At 65.6% G+C, this 18,653-nt stretch carries 15 protein-coding genes; 10 read left to right on the top strand and 5 right to left on the bottom strand.

Annotation, left to right across the window (positions count from 1 at the left end; all coding sequences use genetic code 11):
- Positions 1–46 precede the first annotated feature (46 nt).
- The 3 genes from AC1RSK_RS06960 to AC1RSK_RS06950 all read left to right on the top strand — a co-directional run bounded on the left by AC1RSK_RS06960 (position 47) and on the right by AC1RSK_RS06950 (position 2,368).
- The gene (locus AC1RSK_RS06960; protein ID WP_492906773.1) at positions 47–847 is read left to right on the top strand and encodes an esterase/lipase family protein; all 801 of its coding nucleotides are present in this window, start codon (positions 47–49) and stop codon (positions 845–847) included.
- Positions 848–1,204: 357 nt separating this feature from the next.
- Positions 1,205–1,693 (top strand): hypothetical protein, encoded by a 489-nt coding sequence (locus AC1RSK_RS06955; RefSeq protein ID WP_492906772.1) that lies wholly within the window; start codon positions 1,205–1,207, stop codon positions 1,691–1,693.
- Between the two features lie 225 nt (positions 1,694–1,918).
- Positions 1,919–2,368, top strand: coding sequence for an anthrone oxygenase family protein (locus AC1RSK_RS06950; protein ID WP_492906771.1), 450 nt, complete (start codon positions 1,919–1,921; stop codon positions 2,366–2,368).
- A 61-nt stretch (positions 2,369–2,429) separates the two neighbouring features.
- Here AC1RSK_RS06950 and AC1RSK_RS06945 read toward each other — a convergent pair whose 3' ends face one another.
- Complete coding sequence (locus AC1RSK_RS06945; protein ID WP_492906770.1) at positions 2,430–5,369, bottom strand: hypothetical protein; 2,940 nt, start codon at positions 5,367–5,369, stop codon at positions 2,430–2,432.
- A gap of 125 nt (positions 5,370–5,494) precedes the next feature.
- On the opposite strand from AC1RSK_RS06945, the gene AC1RSK_RS06940 reads away from it, so the two are divergent.
- The 4 genes from AC1RSK_RS06940 to AC1RSK_RS06925 all read left to right on the top strand — a co-directional run bounded on the left by AC1RSK_RS06940 (position 5,495) and on the right by AC1RSK_RS06925 (position 9,994).
- Positions 5,495–5,998, top strand: coding sequence for an SDR family NAD(P)-dependent oxidoreductase (locus tag AC1RSK_RS06940; RefSeq protein WP_492906769.1), 504 nt, complete (start codon positions 5,495–5,497; stop codon positions 5,996–5,998).
- A 99-nt stretch (positions 5,999–6,097) separates the two neighbouring features.
- Entirely contained in the window at positions 6,098–6,700 is a 603-nt protein-coding gene (locus AC1RSK_RS06935) for a class IV adenylate cyclase (RefSeq protein ID WP_492906768.1), read from the top strand.
- Positions 6,701–6,707: 7 nt separating this feature from the next.
- Positions 6,708–9,659, top strand: a complete 2,952-nt coding sequence (locus tag AC1RSK_RS06930) for a hypothetical protein (protein WP_492906767.1) — start codon at positions 6,708–6,710, stop codon at positions 9,657–9,659.
- Between the two features lie 2 nt (positions 9,660–9,661).
- Positions 9,662–9,994 carry a DUF3850 domain-containing protein gene (locus AC1RSK_RS06925; RefSeq protein ID WP_492906766.1) on the top strand — a complete coding sequence of 111 codons (333 nt, stop codon included), beginning with the start codon at positions 9,662–9,664 and terminating at the stop codon, positions 9,992–9,994.
- A 63-nt stretch (positions 9,995–10,057) separates the two neighbouring features.
- On the opposite strand, the gene AC1RSK_RS06920 is transcribed toward AC1RSK_RS06925, so the two are convergent.
- The gene (locus AC1RSK_RS06920) at positions 10,058–12,397 is read right to left on the bottom strand and encodes a UvrD-helicase domain-containing protein (RefSeq protein WP_492906765.1); all 2,340 of its coding nucleotides are present in this window, start codon (positions 12,395–12,397) and stop codon (positions 10,058–10,060) included.
- Positions 12,398–12,642: 245 nt separating this feature from the next.
- Between AC1RSK_RS06920 and AC1RSK_RS06915 the strand changes: the two genes are divergently transcribed.
- Positions 12,643–12,867, top strand: coding sequence for a hypothetical protein (locus AC1RSK_RS06915; RefSeq protein ID WP_492906764.1), 225 nt, complete (start codon positions 12,643–12,645; stop codon positions 12,865–12,867).
- Here AC1RSK_RS06915 and AC1RSK_RS06910 read toward each other — a convergent pair.
- Positions 12,845–13,057 (bottom strand): ribbon-helix-helix domain-containing protein, encoded by a 213-nt coding sequence (locus tag AC1RSK_RS06910; RefSeq protein ID WP_492906763.1) that lies wholly within the window; start codon positions 13,055–13,057, stop codon positions 12,845–12,847. The genes AC1RSK_RS06915 and AC1RSK_RS06910 overlap by 23 nt on opposite strands.
- Positions 13,058–13,141: 84 nt before the next feature.
- On the opposite strand from AC1RSK_RS06910, the gene AC1RSK_RS06905 reads away from it, so the two are divergent.
- Positions 13,142–13,936 (top strand): Coq4 family protein, encoded by a 795-nt coding sequence (locus AC1RSK_RS06905; RefSeq protein ID WP_492906762.1) that lies wholly within the window; start codon positions 13,142–13,144, stop codon positions 13,934–13,936.
- A 7-nt stretch (positions 13,937–13,943) separates the two neighbouring features.
- Here AC1RSK_RS06905 and AC1RSK_RS06900 read toward each other — a convergent pair whose 3' ends face one another.
- A complete protein-coding gene (locus AC1RSK_RS06900) occupies positions 13,944–14,603 on the bottom strand; it encodes a TetR/AcrR family transcriptional regulator (RefSeq protein ID WP_492906761.1) in 660 nt (219 codons plus the stop codon).
- Between the two features lie 77 nt (positions 14,604–14,680).
- Positions 14,681–15,514 (bottom strand): hypothetical protein, encoded by an 834-nt coding sequence (locus AC1RSK_RS06895; protein WP_492906760.1) that lies wholly within the window; start codon positions 15,512–15,514, stop codon positions 14,681–14,683.
- A gap of 103 nt (positions 15,515–15,617) precedes the next feature.
- On the opposite strand from AC1RSK_RS06895, the gene AC1RSK_RS06890 reads away from it, so the two are divergent.
- A complete protein-coding gene (locus tag AC1RSK_RS06890; RefSeq protein WP_492906759.1) occupies positions 15,618–18,455 on the top strand; it encodes a calcium-binding protein in 2,838 nt (945 codons plus the stop codon).
- The last annotated feature ends 198 nt before the right edge of the window (positions 18,456–18,653 follow it).

Genomic DNA, 18,653 nt, shown 5'->3' with positions numbered 1-18,653 from the left:
TACCGTCGGGCGGAAATCCCCGAAAACAGGGGAGTCGGGAGATCTCATGACCGTTGCCGCCGCCGCCGATGCGCCGATCAAGCGCCCGTCCAGACTGCTGGCCCTGACCGAGGTGCATCGCGCCGCCTTCGAGATGTCGACCCTCCTGGTCGCCGCGCCGTTCCTGAAGCGCGCGCCCAAGGGCGACGGCCATCCGGTGCTGGTCATGCCGGGCTTCATCGCCGGCGACCTGTCGACCAAGCTGCTGCGGCGATACCTGAGCGATCTGGGCTACGAGCCCCATGCCTGGGAGCTTGGCAACAACCTCGGGCCCCATTCGATCGGCCGCAACGGCGAGCGGCTGATGGAGCGGCTGGAGCGGATCGCCGAGGATAGCGGCCGCAAGGTCAGCCTGATCGGCTGGAGCCTGGGCGGGGTGATGGCCCGGGAGCTCAGCAAGCGGGCGCCCGACAAGGTGCGGCAGGTGATCACCCTGGGCTCGCCCTTCACCGGCGAGCCGACCGCCTCCAACGTGGTCAAGATCTACCAGCACATCACCGGCGAGAAGCTCTCCGACGCCAAGATGCAGGCGCGGATCGCCGCCAGCCGCGAGCCGCCGCCGGTGCCCTCGACCGCCATCTTCAGCAAGGGCGACGGGGTGGTCTCCTGGCGCAACTGCATCGAGCGGGCCGCCCCGACGACCGACAACATCGAGGTGCTGGGCAGCCACTGCGGCCTGGGGGTCAACCCGGCGGTGCTGTTCGCCGTCGCCGACCGGCTGGCCCAGGCCGAGGGGGCGTGGAAGCCGTTCGAGCGTGGCGCGGGCTGGCGGGCGGCGGTCTATCCGTTCTCGGGGCACCTGCAGTAGGCCAGCTTATCGAAGCGGCCTCCATTATACCCCGAATGGCGACCCTGTAGGTCGGCAAGTCATTGAAATTGCGTAGGTTAGCGGGTTGGTCGGGTGTCGGCGCCGGGTGGCCTCGGCGTGGGTGCGCCGTAGGTCCGGTGTTGCCAACGGTTGGTCGGCCCGTGCCCGGGCTGACCAACGGGCTCGCGGAGAGGTCGGCCGGCGGTCCAAAAGGGCCCTGAATATGTCTAGACATATTCTCCGGAGGACGATTTGGTCGCCTCCAGCAACGTCTTTCGGGCCATTTTCCGAGGCCTGGGCCAGGTTGCGCCGGCCGGCGGCTGTGGCAGATTGCCGGTCGGTATCGGGGGCGTGGGCATGAAGCGGATCGGATTGGCGTTGGCTCTGGCCCTGACCCTGCCGGGTGCGGCGGGGGCGATGATGCCGCCCAGCTACAAGCTGCTGGTCGTGGCTCCCGACGAGGAGACCGAGGCGACCAGCCGGGCGCTGCTCGAGGCGATGACCACCGCCAACGCCTTCTTCCGGGCGCCCTCGGACCTGTCGAAGTCCGAGGCCGGCGGCTGCCTGACCGCGCCCGACCTGGCGGCCTGTGTCCACCAGCGGGTGTCGGCCCGGCCGGTCGATGACCGGGCCCGGCCGGTGGTGATCGTGGCCCGGCCGGTGAAGCCGGGGGTCTCGACCTGGACCTGCTTCGGCAGCGGCCGGAACGCCAAGGCGCCCGGCTCGGGGACCGTCCAGATCGACCTGAAGGCGGCCCTGTTCGGCGACGCCAAGGCCCGGAGCGCCGAACGGCGCAAGGCGATGACCTGCATCTACGCGGCCGAGACGGAGTCGTTCAGCGGCTGAGGCGCGAGCCCGACGGGCCCGCCATCGCGGGCGGTCCCATAAACTGCGGGACCCTTGATCTTCGCCGGCCAAACGGTCACCCTGGGCAGGCCGGAAATAGAGTAGCAGGTCGGTAGCTCCTGCGCCCGTTTGCAACGGGTTCTTCCCAGCCACGGCGTCAACCCGAGTTCCATCGGGGAGGCGCCAGGCTCGTGTCCTGCGCCTCCTCGCCCAGAGGAGAAAGCCATGATCATCCTGTCCGTCGCCGCCCTCGTTCTCGCCACCCTGTTCGCGGGCGCGGCCCTGTACATCACCCTGGTGGAGCAGCCCGCCCGCCTGACCCTGGCCGACGGGCCCCTGCTGGCCCAGTGGCAACCCAGCTACAAGCGGGCCCTGCCGATCCAGGCGGGGCTGGCCGTGCTCGGCGGGCTTGCCGGCCTGGTCGCCTGGTATGGCTTGAGGGACTGGCGGCTGCTGGCCGGCGGTCTGGTCCTGCTGGCCAACTGGCCCTTCACGATGCTGGTCATCATGCCGGTCAACAAGCGGCTGATGGCCATGGCGGAGGCCGAGGCGGGACCGGTGAGCCGCCAGCTGCTCCGGCAATGGGGCAGGTTGCACGCGGTGCGAAGCGGGCTTGGGACGGCGGCGGCGGCGCTGTTCGCCTGGGGCCTGGCGACGGGGGCGGTCTGGGGCTGATGGAAGCAGGGACGCACCGCATGCGAGACGGTGGCGTGCGTCCCTGCTTCCGCGCCTCACCCTACTTGATCACGACGATCTCCGGCGGCCCGCCGGTGGACCGGTTGGTCAGGGTCAGGGTCACGCCGCCAGGCCGGGGCAGTTTCGCAAGGTCGGCGAGGACCCGCATCAAGGCCGCTGTGTGGCTGCCGACATCGCCCTTGAACAGGCTGGTCAGGTCGTCGGCGATGTTGATCCAGAAGTCGCTGGCCGACAGGATCACCTGCTGGGCGTCCTCGTACTGGTCCTTCGTCCAGCTGGTCTCGCCAAAGGCGGCCGGCACCGACTCATAGATGTCCCCCATGGTGTCGATCAGGGTGATGAGCTGGCTGAGGCCGAAGGCCTGGGCCAGGAAGTAGACATAGTTCCGCTGCCCGTCGCCGCCGCCGAGATAGACCGGCGGCGTGTTGAAGATGGTTGGAATCTTTCCGGGCGGCGGCGCTTCGTTGACGGGCGCCAGCAGCGGGATCCGAACGACGACCGCATCCTCGATCGGGACAGTCTTGGGGCCGGGCGTGAGGGAAAGGACCTTCTCGGCGCCGTCCAGGAACCGCTTGTTCTCGATGGCGTCGGCCTCGTCCAGCGCGGCCACGCCAACCTTGGCGATGTGCTTCCTGGCCGCCAGGTTGAGGGCCCCGTCCTTGCGGCTTTGAAGCTGAAGCAGGGTCTTGATGCTGTCGCCGGTCAGGCGGAGCTTGGCCGAGACGTCGCCGTCGATCTTGCCGCCGGCGGCGGTTCGCCAGCGCTTGAAGACCGTCTTGGCCTCCTCAAGCGCGTCGTTGGACAGCAGCTTGGCCGCCGTCAGGCTTTCGATGAAGTCCTTGACCTCAGACCAGTCGAGCTTCTTGTCCGCATAGCTGGCGCCGACGCCGATCTCCAGGACCGGGACGGCGGTCGCCGGAACATGGCCCGCCGCCGCCGCCAGGACGATGGAACTCGCCTCGACAAAGCTGGCCGAGCGCTCCTTGGTCAGGAAGGTCAGATTCTTGACCAGCTTGCCGTGCAGGTCGACCCTGACGTTGCCCAGGCCATCGACCTGCACGGAGGTGTCGGCGCTGATCAGCTTGGCGTAGGACAGGTTGGCGAAGTTGAGGAAGGCGATCTCGAAGCCTTCGCCGCTCTTGATCGAGCTGAAGCGCTTCAGGCTCGACTTGTCGCGTTGCAGCTTGAAGCCGTCGATCTCGTCCGGGCGTTCGAGCAGCTTGACCAGCGGCTGCAGGCGACCGCGCGTCAGGTCCTCGAACACCGCCCGGGAGTCTCTGGTGACGGCGCTGAAGTCGCCGGCGATTTCCAGCACGTCCTTGGCCAGCCGGGTTTCCTCGGCATAGACCCGGGCCGTGACCTTCTGCTTGGCGGCCTCCTCGGCCTTGGCCAGGATGTCGTGGAACAGCTTGTCGGACTTGGTGATCAGGTCGCGGACGGGTTTGAGGGCGTTGTCGGCGTTGGTCACCGCCCCCTCGACCGCCGCCCCGGCCCGCTTCAGCGCGGCGGCGACGTCCTGGCTGGGGTCGGCGAACAGCTTGTCGAGGGCGTCCTTCAGCTCTTTCTCGACCTTGGCGATCTGTTCGGCGACGACCGTGGTCAGTTTCAGTTTCGGATCGATGCCGGCCTCGGCCAGAAGGGGCGTCAGCAGCGGCAGGGCGGCGGCCAGTTCGGCCATGACCCGGTCGATGGCCGTGCCAGCCTTGCCGTTGGCCAGGACGGAGGCCTTGTCGATTGCGGTGGTCACCTGGTCGGCCAGCCATTTGACGACTTCGGCGTTGGCGACGTCGCCCACCCCGACCGCGCCGTTGGCGTCGGCGAGGATGGCGGCCCGCAGGGACTCGTTCTCGACCAGCGGTTTGAGCGCCTCTTCCAGTTCGGTCAGGAATTTCTGGCGAAGCCAGGTCCCCGGGCTGAGGAGGGGCTTTATGGGTTCCAGCGCCGCGTCCCAGCGGCCGACGGCGGTCTTGATCGCGGCGACCACCGGCTTGGTCAGGGCGGCAACATCGACCGCCAGGGTCAGGCCGGCGGTGACCTTGGATTCCTCGACCTTGTCGCGGGTCAGGGCGGCATGGATGAGCCGGGCCCCGTCGGCCGCCTTGGCCCGCCGCAGGGTCAGGGCGTAGGTGCTCTTGAGGCTTGCGGTGACGGCGACCTTGAAGCCGAAGTCGGCCTTGACCCCGGCCCCCAGGGTCTGGGAGTCGCCGAACAGGACCTCGAAATTGGCGTTGGCCGCGCCGCCGAAGCCGACCACGATCCCTTCCAGCGCCGCCTTCTGGTCGTCGAAGCCGTCCCACAGCGCGTCGAGGTCGAAGGGATTGACCAGGTCGTTCAGCCGCTCGGCCACGGCCAGGGCGTAGAGGGTGTTGGGGGCGTTGAAATAGTAGTCGAGGGCGGCGGTCGCCGTGCCCGAGGCGCCGCCGGCGACGCTGCCGAAGCTGTAGGGAACCTTGACCTTGGCGCCGGCCGAGACCTCGCCGCTGGCCCCGATCTTCAGCAGCTTGGCGGGGGCCGGATCGCCGCCCGGCCATTTGGCGGCGGCGTTGAAGCCGACGCGGGCAGTGGCCCCCAGCGTCAGGGAATACTGGTCGCTGTCGGTCGGCAGTTTGTCGGAGCGGGTGATCGACCAGTCGACCACGGCCTTGCTGTCGCCCGGGGCGAAATGGTCGAGGGGATTGAGCAGCGCCTTGTACTTGTCCGGAATCTGGCCGGCGGCGTCGCCGAGCTTGCCGAGGAAGGCCTTCAGGTCGCCGTAGGTGTCGCCCAGGCTCAGCGCCTCGAACGCCGCCTTGACCTCGGCGCTGTTCAGGTCGGTGATGATCTGGGTCAGCAGGGCTTCGGCGGTGGTGGCGCCGGTGATCTTCTTGCGCAGCTCGTCCCAGTGTTTGACCGTTTCGGCCAGGGCCTTCAGCAGGGCCAGGTCGTCGGCGAGCTTGAGCGCCTTGTCGGCGGCCAGCAGCAGTTTGGATTGATCGGACATTGCTTTCCCCCTTTTGAAGCCGAGACACGGTGTGCGGGTGTCTATCGACTTTCAACGATGAGGCTAATGCAGTCGAAGCGGCGCGACAATGACCGAACAATGTTCGTTATGGGGCGGCGGCGGTCGTGCGGTTCGCGGGATCCAACAGGGCCGACCAGCTGGGGATGATCGACCTCAACGACCGGGCCCTGGCCGAGCTGACCCACATCTACTGGCCGGGGATGCTGGCGCGGGGGCGGGGCGGGGTGCTCAACGTCGCCTCGATGGCGGCCTTCGTGCCGGGGCCGTTCATGGCCATGTACTACGCCTCCAAGGCCTTCGTGCTGTCGCTCTCCGAGGCGCTCTGGGAAGAGGCGCGGGACTCGGGGGTGCGGGTCAGCTGCCTGTGCCCGGGGGCGACCAAGAGCGAGTTCCGGGCGCGGGCGGGGACGGGGAGGACGCGCCTGGGCAAGACGGCGGAGGTGATGGGCAGCGAACCGGTGGCCCGGGCCGGCTACGAGGGCTGGAAGCGCAACCGGCCGGTGGTGATCACGGGCAAGGGCAACGCGCGGACGGCGTGGCTGACGCGGTTCATGCCGCGGGCGACGGTGTTGAAGATGGTGCGGCGGATACAGGAGGTGGTGGAGTAGGGACTACAGCGACCTTTGCATCAAAATTCGTCCACAGCGAGTGGCTAGACGTTGCGCTATTTACGCGACATTCTCCGCCGGTGTGGGAGGGTTGAACCGATGGGCCAAGAAATTGAAACCCGAGCCGTTGTTCAAGATCGAGAGGTGATTCAGTCACGCTTGGTGGCCATCGGCTTCGTTGAAGAACCGTCGGTTGAACAAATCGATACGATGCTCGACTTGCCGGATGGATCTTTGTTCCGTTCAGGACAGAAAATCCGTATTCGAAGTGAAGGCGGAAAAGCCGAGTTGACCTACAAGGGTCACTTTCAAGGCGATGAAACTTTCAGTCGGCGCATAGAAATAAATGTCCCTCTTGCCGAGAACCAGGTCGATCCAATTCGTCAATTACTAGAGGCGCTGGGCTATCCGGAATTATTTCGGATACCGAAAACTCGGTCAGTATTTAGGCGAAATGGGATTCAAGTTACGTTCGATGAGTGGCCGATCATTGGGTGTCTGATGGAGGCTGAGGGACAAGAGGCGGAAATAGCGCCGCTGTTGGAAGTGATTTGCCCGGGGGTCGAGTTCCGCAATTTCCGGCTGAAAGAGTTGTTCGAGGCCGAAGCCGAGAAAAAAGGGCAGTCCGTAGCCGATCTTCAGTCTCAATTCGAACTTGAACATGACTCGCGACTTGGCCGCCTAGATTTGATGCTTGGTTAAGTAAATGGTGGAAAGAAGTAGCGCAGGAATCGCGCTCGTAGGGGCCTTTCGGGAAGCCGTCGAGTTATTTTGCGACGACGGCCCAAGCCTCCCTTATAAAAACGTCGCTATTGATGCCTTTCAGGACATCGTCGATGCCGCGTATTCGACGGCGGTCCAGGCAGATCAACAGACAGTGATGTTTGCAGGGCATGGTCCTGAACACCACCTTAGGCTCGGAAAATTTGCGCTCAATTTAATGAAGACTTGGAAGAGTAGTATCCCCGAGGAAAGCCCATTGGGCACCGTGGGATGTCTACTCCTTGTTTACTGCTCCTTTGTCCTTCACGACATTGGAATGGGCGTCCGAAACGATGTTTCGCCTCTCGGCGATCGAAACTTGAGATACAGTCAACAGCAGCGCCGTGGCCATGACGTGAGGTCTCTACAGTATATTGAGAGGACCCTCATCAAACCGCTAAAATCGGGCGGTTCGAGCTCAACGGCGAATTGGACGGCATTCTGGCAATCTCAGATGAGCGAGGATTGGCCGGATGAAACTCCCTATCTGATTGCCATACTGCTTGCGCGAATATGCCAGACTCACGGCGATCCGTCTTCAATCTGGCTAAGCGATGCATCGATCTGCAACTACAGCTTTGCGTCGGGCATCGAGGGACTGGAGGGGGAAATTTCGCTGGTCGACTATTGGGGCGATCTTTGGTCGAACGATATCGGCCCAACCGCCATGACCGCTGCGACCGTCCTTTGTCTTTGTGACCTCGCAGACATGGGCGAAGGCCGGTTTGTGCGTCCGCCGGACGAGTGGGAGCTAGATGAACGACCGACTGAACTTGGCTCTGCTCGCCAGTCTTGGCTTCACTGGGCCGCGCATCAACTCGTAAAAGTACAGGTTGATTCCCAGCAGCTTGTCGTCAAGGTCGCGAAGGCCGGATCGCCGTTGGCCATGCTAGCCCTCCCAGTCGTAGCTGGGCCGGTACCGCCGCTTCTCCAATGGGGGCGTCGGCCGCAACTGGTACGCAACGTTCGAGCCTACCTGAACACCAGTTTTGATATAATCGAAGTGAAGCCTGGTGCCGCGCGTGGTGGAACTTGGGAGGAAGTAAAGCGCAGACTGATCGCTCCTGAAAATCTAGATCTTTGGCGAGCCCGTGACCTTAACGCCCAGCAAGATCGAGGTCTTCTGGACGCGGTTTTGGAGGATTTAGTCCTGAAACCGCATTGGTGGGATGGTGCCTTTGAGCGCGGTCCTCCAGAGGTCTGGTCCGGTCGACTAGGGGTGTTGAATCCCACCCGCATCGCAATTTCGGCAAGAGATGAAGGTATTGCGTACGAAGATTACCTCTTGTCGACAACGAAAGTTGTGCCAGCGGCCGCATTTGTGGTTAGAACACAAACCACAGGAGTTGGTGGGGAGCATTTTTGCGACGGTTTCTTCGCGGCGCTCAATGTTGCAAGATCATTGATCTTCGACAACCCGCAACGTTATTGGCGGGTCGTATTTTGTGCAAAAGGAATCACACCTTATGAGGCGTTGTCGGCGCGCGAGTCTGTAACGGACGAGTACCGCGGAAATATTTTGATTTGCCCGATGATTTCTGAGGCGGATTTAGATCAGTACAAGAATATTGCAGATTCGTCATCTGTGGAAAGAAATATAACTACAATCTTCTACGGAAATGCGCGGTGTGCAGATGTAATGGAAGAGGTTGTCGCGACTTCGATAAGATTTGAGTTGAACCTCTCGATGCCATTCCCAGTGATTGGGAATACCGTAGCTCCCCGTGTCCCGCAGAGCATATATGAGTTTTTGGTCACCGGCGCACCGTCGAGCGCATTTCTTGAAGAGCGAATCTATAATCACATAGACCAAGGCGACACGGACGAATCGAGGTTAGCACTCGGTTTGTTCGTCTTGATTATCTGCCTAGACGCGCTGGATTGGGCCGGGACAGGCTTGGTCGGTAAATTCGATCTACGTCGAATTTATGGAGCCGTAGAGGGATCCCTGAATCCGTATACGTTATGTGGGTTGGATGAGGCGGTATCTATACTTCTTGGCCGAGCTGATGTCTTAGAGCAGGACGGAGATTTTTTTAAATCTCTGGGCGGATTTTCAGAACTCATTCTTGCCAAGGAGGTTCTTCAGGCACGGTCGAGGAAGCTGACGTTGCTTGCTGTTCTGACCGTGTCGCTATTGGATAATCAAGGCATTCTTCGTAGCCTCCGGCAGAGTTTCCGATCGGTGTGGGCGCTACCTCAAGCCACATTGTCCGTCGCCCGACTGGCTATAGCTGACGGCGGCTACTCCGCTCTGCAACAGGCATCGCTCGCACTATGGTTAGGTGATTGCATTGGATGGGAAGTCGCACAGGGCCTTAGGAGTGTAATAGACGCTGCCAATGAAGTTGTTGCCATTATCCAGTCGTGTGCTGACAATTCGCCCTTTGTGTTGAGGCAGCAGGTTGCGTACCGGTTTGCCGTTCAAGCTTTGAGTCATCTTCCGGAGGTTGTCTCTGGATTATCTTCATATCCGCCGGAACTCCTGTTGGGGTTGCTAGAGGGCATAGGTAGTTCGGACGCCGCAGACCCGGCTCTTCGGGGCATAATATCTGATATTTTTGATATTCTTATCGAGCGCTCCGACGCCTCGTCTGCGGCTGAGGTGCATGCGGCAGTTGCTTATGACATTCTCCACAAATACAGCGGCGAGAATTTGCTTCTCGAGGAGGCAGGGAGAGGCATGTTGGCTTACGGCGCATCCCTCAATTGGCACCTAGTAGCGGCCTATTTCCATGGCGAGGGAGCAATGGAGGCTGAGAACCTGCAGTCTCCGACGATCCAAGCCTGGAGGCTGTTTCGACAAGAGCTTCTTGCGTTCCTTAGTGACTATATGCCGGCCGATCTTCGTCGCCGCGCGTCGTCTTCAACCGTGCGCGAACGCGCGATGGAAGTCTGAATATGCAAAGCAACTCTCCGAACCACGAAGTCAAATCTTGGCCCGCGTTCTTTGAGCCGCTCATACGAGGCGAGAAGCGCCATGATCTACGGCGCGCCGACGACCGTCGGTTTCAAGTTGGAGATGTGGTTCTGTACAAAGAGTGGGACCCGGTGGCCAATGCATTCACTGGCCGTCTTGCGACGGCAAGAATTACGTATATAACTTCAGCTTCTGTGCCTTGCGCTTTCTTTGGGGCCGCGCTCGACGAGCAGCATTGCATACTTAGCGTGGAGCTCTTGGACGTAAGTGGGGTTGGAGCGCCGGTTTCCACGCGGAACCAAGTCAGTCGTTAGATGCCTCTTGGCACTTGGCCGCGTTGTTTGGCCGTCCGGACGCATGTCGCAGTGTCCGGAACCTCACCCCCGCTCCACAAAACTGTCGATCACCTTCTTCTCGCCCGCCTGCTCGAACGCCACCGTCAGCTTGTTCCCCTCCACGGCCACCACCGCGCCGTAGCCGAACTTGATGTGGAACACCCTGTCCCCCCGCGCGTAGGCGCTCTCCTTCTCGGGGGCCGACACCGCCACCAGGCGGCCTTCGCCTTCGATGACCTGCTGGCGGCCGGGGTGGCTGCCCTGGTAGCTTCTGGCTTGCGCGCGCTTCCACCCCGGCGAGCTGTAGCCCTGCCCAAACGTGTGGTCGGCGTCCCAGCGGCTGGTGGTGGGCTGGCTCATGCCGGGGCCGCCGCCGTAGTAACCCGTCTCCGACGCCGCATCGACGGTATCCGGCGGCAGTTCGTCGACGAAGCGGCTGGGGAGCTGGCTGGTCCAGCGGCCGTAGACCTGGCGGTTGGCGGCGAAGCTGATGCGGGCCTGTTCGCGGGCCCGGGTGATGCCGACGTAGGCCAGGCGCCGCTCCTCCTCCAGGCCCTTCTCACCCTTCTCGTCAAGGCTGCGCTGGCTGGGGAAGACGCCTTCCTCCCAGCCGGGCAGGAAGACCAGGGGGAACTCCAGGCCCTTGGCGCTGTGCAGGGTCATGATCTGGACGCTGTCGTCGCCGCCGCCGCGGTCGAGGTCCATGACCAGGGAGACGTGCTCGAGATAGTCGCCGAGGGCCTCGAACTGGCCCATCGACTGGACCAGCTCCTTGAGGTTCTCCAGCCGGGTCTGGCTGGTCGGGCCTTTGTCGAGGCGCAGGGCGTCGGTGTAGCCGCTCTCCTCCAGGATGGTCTCGGTCAGGCGGACGTGGTCGGTCTGGCCCGATTGCAGCTGGGCGGTCCAGCGGTCGATGTCGCGGACGAAGGTCGCCAGGGCGGTGCGGGTCTTGCCGACCAGTTCGTCGGTGTTGACCAGGCCCCGGGAGGCGTCGATGGCGCTGACGCCGTGGTGGCGGGCGAGGGTGAGGATCTTCTGGACGCTGGTGTCGCCGATGCCGCGCTTGGGCACGTTGACGATGCGCTCGAAGGCCAGGTCGTCGTCGGGCGACTGGATCAGGCGCAGGTAGGCGTGGGCGTCGCGGATCTCGGCCCGCTCGAAGAAGCGGGGGCCGCCGATCACCTTGTAGGGGATCTGCAGCATGACGAAACGCTCTTCGAAGGCGCGCATCTGGAAGGAGGCGCGGACCAGGATGGCGACGTCCTTGTAGCGGCGGCCGGTTTTCTTCCAGCGCTCGATTTCCTCGCCGATCAGGCGGCTTTCGGCCTCGCCGTCCCAGACGCCGCGCACGGTGACCTTGTCGCCGCCGTCGGCGTCGGTCCACAAGGTCTTGCCCAGCCGGCCCTTGTTGGCGGCGATCAGGCCGCTGGCGGCGGCCAGGATGTGGCTGGTCGAGCGGTAGTTGCGCTCCAGGCGGATGACCTGGGCGCCCGGGAAGTCGCGCTCGAAGCGCAGGATGTTGTCGACCTCGGCCCCGCGCCAGCCGTAGATCGACTGGTCGTCGTCGCCGACGCAGCAGACGTTCTGGCGGGCCTGGCCGAGCAGTCTGAGCCACAGGTACTGGGCGACGTTGGTGTCCTGGTACTCGTCGACGAGGATGTAGCGGAAGCGGGCGTGGTAGTCGGCGAGGATGTCCGGGTGCTTCTGGAAGATGGTGATGTTGTGGAGCAGCAGATCACCGAAGTCGCAGGCGTTGAGCGTGCGCAGGCGGGCCTGGTAGGCGGCATAGAGGGTCTCGCCCTTGCCGTTGGCGAAGTGTGAGCCTTCGGCCGGGGGCAGGTTGTCCGGGGTCCAGCCGCGGTTCTTCCAGTGGTCGATCAGGCCGGCCAGGGCCTTGGGCGTCCAGCGCTTGGGGTCGAGGTCGGCGGCCTCGATGACCTGTTTGATCAGCCGTTCCTGATCGTCGGTGTCGAGGATGGTGTAGCTGGATTTCAGGCCCACCAGGTCGGCGTGGCGGCGCAGGATCTGGGCGGCGACGCTGTGGAAGGTGCCCAGCCAGCGCAGGCCCTCGGCGCTGGGGCCGATGATGGCGGCGATGCGCTCGCGCATCTCGCGGGCCGCCTTGTTGGTGAAGGTGACGGCCAGCAGTTCCCACGGCTTGGCGCGGCCGGTGGCCAGGATGTGGGCCAGGCGGGTGGTCAGCACGCGCGTCTTGCCGGTGCCGGCCCCGGCCAGGACGAGGACGGGCCCCTCGGTGGCCTCGACGGCGGCGCGCTGCTCGGGGTTGAGGCCGTCACGGTAGTCGGGGGCCCCGGGATCGCGATCGACGCGGGCGAGGTCGGAGATCTTGGGAGTCGGAGAGGGGGCGGGAGATTCTGGCATCAGGGGAACGTATGTAGCACAAGCTCGGGCGGGGAGGGCGCCCACCCTCAAACCGATCACCCCGACGAAAGTCGGGGCCCAGTGTCCGCCGGCGGAGCTGGGGGCAGCGCTGATCAGAGCCAAAGCCTTGCACGGCTTGCCAGCTGGGCCCCGACGTTCGTCGGGGTGATCGGAGCTTGGGGTAGGGCGCCAGCGGAACGCCGTTCGGCTCAAACCGTTTTCTCCCTGCACAAGGAGACCACGCCATGGCCCATGTCAGGTCACATCACGGGGCAGGGAGGTTCACGACGTTTCTGTTCGGGGTGGTGTTCATCCTCGCCCTGCTGATCGGCTGGGCGGTGTGGAGCGGCAATACGCCGAGCCTGCCGAACCGGGCCGACATCGATGTGCAGCTGCCCAGGACCCCGAAGCTGCCGGCGGCGCCGAACCCCGAACCGCTGCCCGTGCCTAGCCCCGCGCGGCCCGGCTGAGGGCGAACACCCGGCAGGCGGAGGCCAGCGGCCGCTCGCCGCGGCCGGCGTCGATGCGCACGATCAGCGCCGCCGTGCTGACCCCGTCCTCAGCCGCCGCCGTGTCGAGCACGGCCCAGAACTCCGGCTCCAGGGCCAGGGAGGTGGCGTGGCCGGTGAGTGACACCGAGCGTTTTTGCAGGCGCGGCATTTTGGCCCCCTTGCCATCTAATCACTGTTAACATATGAAATGGCGCGACCACTGCCGAAACCTTCCTCCCCCGGGATTCGACACATGAACGCCATGAGCCCCTCCATCGTCGCCGCCAAACGCCCCGAAGTCGAGTTCCGCAAGGGCGAGACCATGCGGCTGCAGCCGATCCGCGCCTTCAAGGCCGTCAGCCGGCTGATGGCCGACAAGGAGGACACCGCCGCGGTGTTCGACCTGATGCGGGCCCTGGCCGGCAAGGCGCTGCCCAACGGTTATGCGCGGCTCCTGAAGACGCCGCAGGGCGGGCGGATCGCCTATGAGCGGGACGAACTCAACGACCGGCTGATGGACCGCGCCTGGCTGGAGAGCTTCGCGCCCGGCACGGTCGGCGCCGCCTACCTGGCCCATATGGACGAGCGCGGCTTCACCGCCGATGGCTTGAAGGAGATCAGCGAGCAGACGGCTGACAGCCAGGTCGAGGCTGCCCATCCGCTGACCTGGTACGGCCGGCGGCTGCGCGACGTGCACGACATCTGGCATGTGCTGAGCGGCTATCGCACCGACGCGCTGGGCGAGGCCTGCCTGGTGGCGTTCTCGTATCAGCAGACGCGGAGCCTGGGCTTTGCGGTGATCGCCATCGCGGCGGGCGACAAGTTCGGCAAGGCCAGGAACGGCCAGCCCTATCGCGCCGCCATCCGCCAGGCCTGGAACAACGGCAAGGCGGCCGCCTGGCTGCCGGAAGTCGACTATCCGGCCCTGTTCGCCGAAGATCTGGAGGCGGCGCGGGCGCGGCTGGGGATCAAGCCGCCGACGGTCTATCTGTCGATCCCGGCCGAGCTGCGCGACGGGGTGTTCGCCGAAACCTCGACGACGCACTGACCGGGGGTCAGCCCTCGAATCCCGCCGCCGCGAAGTCGACCATACGGCGTTGCAGGGCGGGGATGTCGTCCTCGCGCGTCAGGCCTTCCGACAGCACGTGCAGGCGGTCGATCTCCATGAAGCGGTTCTGGTGGATCATGCCGAGCACGAAGTGCAGCCGCCAGTAGACCTCCTCCGGCGCCAGGTCCGGCCGGGCGTTGAGCAGGGCGTCGCTGAAGCGCTTCAGGTGAGAGACGTCGGTCGACAGCACCTCCTTGATCTCGGCGGCCCCCTCGCTGCGGGCGCGGATCAGGAACTGCAGGGAGATGCGGCGGTCGTTGGCCGGGTCCAGCCAGCGCAGGGGCGGGGCGATCAGGGCGGTGAGGATCTCGCGCACCGGCGGGCTGCCGGCATGGGCGTCGGTGACCTCGTGCAGCATCCGGGCCCGTTCGCGGTTCAGCTCGGTGGTGCGGCGGCGGAAGATCTCGAACAGCAGGCTGTCCTTGGACCCGAAATGGTAGTTCACGGAGGCCAGGTTGACCCCGGCCTCGGCGGTGATGTCGCGCACCGAGACGTTCTGGAAACCGTGGAGGGCGAACAATCGCTCGGCGGCGTTGAAGACCAGCTGTTTGGTGGCCGCCTCCGCCTCGCCGGTCGCCTCCGGCGCCCCGTTTTCGATCTGACTCACGTCTACCCACCCTTCCGTACAGGAAGCGGAGCATTACGGCCGGCGCGGAATTAGGCAAGGGCGATAAAACAGCCGTTCTAAACGCCGAGCGCTTCTTCGGCGGCCAGGCTGTTGGCGACGATCACCGCCGAGAAGAAGTCGTCCAGCGCGCGAAGCAGGGCCGGCAGGACGCGCACCTGGCCGCCGAGGCGTTCGATCAGGCCGTGCTCCGCCGCCTGGCGGAGGACCAGATGCACCTGCGGCCGGGAGATGGCGAAGCGGCGGGCGTACCCGGAAATCGAAACCTCCAGCGGCGCGGACGTCTCGCGGGCGCGCAGCATCAGGTCGTTGAGCAGCAGGAAACCGCCGACCCGCTCGATGCTGAATTCCAGTTGCGGCGCGTGGTCGATCAGCCGCTCTCCGCTGTCGAACTGCCGGCAGAGGGCGCCCAGGAAGCGAGTGAGCAGGGCGTCGTCGGCGGCGAGCCGCTGGCTGACGCTGCGGGCCGCCTCGCTGACGTGGCCGACGGCGGCCAGTTCGCCGGTGGTGCGCTGGTGGTGGGCGGCGAAGAACTTCGGGGTCGGGCTCAGGCGGCGCTCGTCGCCTTCGGTGGCGAGGTAACCGGCCCAGCGCATCAGGGCGATCAGGGCGGCGGTGCGCCCGGGGCTGGCGAAGCCCTGTCGCGCCGCCAGCTGCTTGAGGTTGGCGGGGGTCAGCCGGCCCTCCTGGTGCAGCCGGGCGATCAGCATGGCGACGACGAACCGGCCTCGGTCGGAGGCGACGATGTTGAGCAGGGGGTGGCCGCTGTAGGTGGCGACGCTGGTGCGGGCCAGAGCAAGGACGGCGTCGCGGAACCGAGGGTGGGCGCGGGCGGCGGCGATGCGCTGCGGCGTCAGAACGCTGGTGGTCTGCCAACTTTCGGCGGCGGTCATGAGCGTAAGGCCCCCCTCACTTCGGGTAGACTAGCAGTTTTCTACAGTTCACGGGGCCACAATGTGGGGTCATTGGGACGGATCGCTTCTGGAGAACGATCCGATGCCTGCCCTGACCCTCTGGTCCGCCCAGACCACCTTCGCCGGCGGCGACCAGACCGTCGGCGCCCTGCCGACCGGCGGCTACGCCATGGCCTATGCCGGCGCCGGCGTGCTGTGGCGCCGCTTCGACGCCAGCGGCGGCGTGGCGGCGGGCGATACGACGCTGATCATGGCCGGCGCCCGCCCGCCGGTGGTGACGCTGAACGGCGACGGGCGGCCCGTCGTCTTCCTGGCGGACGCCAGCGCGGGCCTGAACCACATCCTGCTGATCGGCGACGACGGCCAGGTCATCCAGGACATCAGCTTCCCCTTTTCCCTGGGCGGCCAGTTCGTCGACGCCAAGCCGCTCGATGGCGGGCGCCTGCTTGTGGCCTGGCAGGCGACGATCACCGCCGACGACCCGACCTCGAGCAATATCTATTTCCAGATCTTCGAGGCCGACGGCTCGGAAGCGACCCAGCCGGCCCGGGCCAACGAGACCATTCCCGGCGTGCAGCTTACGCCTTCGATCGCGGTGTTGGCGGACGGCGGCTTCGCCATGGTCTGGCGGGATTCCAACCTCGGCGCCCAGGCCAGGGTCTTCGAGGCCGACGGCACGCCGCGCACCGCTGAGCTGGCCCTGCCGGAGATCGGCGCCACCGGCAACTTTGCCCCGCAGGCCGCGGCGCTGGAGGACGGCGGCTTCGTGCTGACCTGGATCACCTCCGGCGTCGCCTACGCCCAGCGCTACGACGCCGATGGCGGGACGGTGGGCGCCGCCATCACGGTCGGGCCCGCCATCATCGGCGGAGTCATCTTCGGAACCTTCCTGGATGTGCTGGGTCTGCCGGACGGCGGTTTCGTCGTGGCCTCGACCACCTTCGACGGTGAGGCTGTCGGCCATGTGTGGCTGCAGCGGTTCGACGCCGACGGCCAGGCGCTGGACAGCCCGTTGGAGGTGCTGCGGGGCGAATCCGGGCTTGACCGCCGACTGGTGGCGCCGTCGCTGGCCATGCTCGCCGATGGGCGGGTCGTGGTCTCAGCCACTGACGATGACCGAGCGCTGGTCCGGACCGCGATCGTCGATCCGCGGGACGCGGGCGTGACTCTGGCGGGAAGCCGCGATGCTGACGACTTCTGGGGCACGGATTTCGCCGACACCATGATCGGCGGGGCCGGCGCCGATAACCTGAAGGGCGCGGGCGGCGACGATCGCATCGACGGCGGCGCCGGGGCCGACGGCCTGACCGGTGGGGCGGGCAATGACACCTATGTGGTCGACAATGCCGGCGATCTGGTGGTGGAACTGGTGGGCGGCGGGACCGATACGGTCGAGACGGCGCGGTCGAGCTACATCCTGACGGCCAATGTCGAACGCCTTGTCGGAACCTCGGCGCGGGCCCAGAGCCTGACCGGCAATAGCCTGGACAACCAGATCACCGGCGGGGCGGCGGACGACCACCTGTATGGCCTGGGCGGCGCCGACCGGCTGATCGGCGGAGTCGGGGTCGACACGATGGAAGGCGGGACGGGGAACGACGTCTACTACGTCGAGAACCCGGGCGACCTGCTGGTCGAACTGTCCGGGGAGGGGTTCGATACGGTCTACAGCTGCTGCGACTACACGATCAGCGGCGAGATCGAGAACCTGGTGCTGCAGACCGGGGCGCTCATCGGGAACGGCAACGGTTCGGCCAATACGATCACGGGCAACGCCGCCGCCAACGCCCTGAGCGGCCGGGGCGGCGACGACCTGCTGCTGGGCGGCTCGGGCAACGACATCCTGACCGGTGGCGGCGGCATTGACCGGCTGGAGGGCGGGGCGGGCAACGACGTGCTGGACGGCGGGGCCGACGCCGACCTCATGATCGGCGGGGCGGGCAACGACACCTACCATGTCGACGATCCCGGGGACGTCGTCGTCGAGGCCGTGGTCGGCGGCACGGACACCGTCCAGTCCCTGGCCAGCTTTGCCCTGAGCATCGGACTGGAGAACCTGACGCTGATCGGCCTCGCCGACATCGATGGGACGGGAACTGCCCTCAACAACGTGATCGACGGCAACGCCGGGGCCAACCACCTCTTCGGCCTGGACGGCGCCGACACGCTGAACGGCGCGGACGGGGCCGACATCCTGGAGGGGGGCGCGGGCAATGACCTGCTCGATGGCGGAAGCGGCGACGATGTCCTGATGGGTGGCGACGGCTACGACACCTACTGGGTCGACGCCACGGGCGATGAGATCGTCGAGACCGCGACCGGCGGAATCGACAAGGTCTGGGCCAGCGCCGACTACGCCCTTGGCGACCACGTCGAGCAGCTGTTCCTGGCCGGCGCGGCCGACCTGGACGGGACCGGCAATGCCCAGGCCAACACCCTGACCGGCAACGCCGGCGGCAACCTGCTGTCGGGCCTCGGCGGGGCGGACAGCCTGCTGGGCGGCGACGGCGACGACCGGTTGGACGGCGGGACGGGCGGCGATCGCCTGAGCGGCGGCGCGGGGGCGGACAGCTTCCTTTTCCTCGACGACGCCATCCACGCCAGCGGCCTGGGCGGCGCGACGGACACCGACCAGATTCTCGACCTGTCGTTCGCGGAGGGTGACGGGATCGACCTGTCGGGCATCGACGCCGATGCGGCGCTGGCCGGCGACCAGGCCTTCGCCTTCGTCTCCGCCTTCACCGGCCATGCCGGGCAGGCGACGCTGACCTATGTGGCGGCCTCGGACACCACCCTGCTGCGGCTGGACGTGGACGGCGACAGGAAGATCGACCTGCAGGTCAAGATCACCGGCGATGCGACCGGTGGCGTGGTGCTGACCGGCGCCGAGCCGGCCGGAGTCGGAGGGTGGCTGCTGTAGCCATCCGCCGACTGTGCCCGCGCGGGCGGGCGTCCTGGCGGCGGTCCTTCCGTCCCGCTCACCCCCCGAGCGGTCGGTGTCCCGGATCGCCCCTAAACGCCCGCCCGCGTGGGCATGATAAAGGCGCCTTTAGAAAAACTGCTTAATACCCATCGATGTAGTAGGAATAATAACAGTCCCACACCGAACGCGAAGCCA

The sequence above is a fragment of the Caulobacter sp. GW821-FHT11A05 genome, from assembly GCF_058809015.1.
Note: the sequence above shows the minus strand (reverse complement) of the source record. Positions and strands in the feature narration are given on the sequence as shown.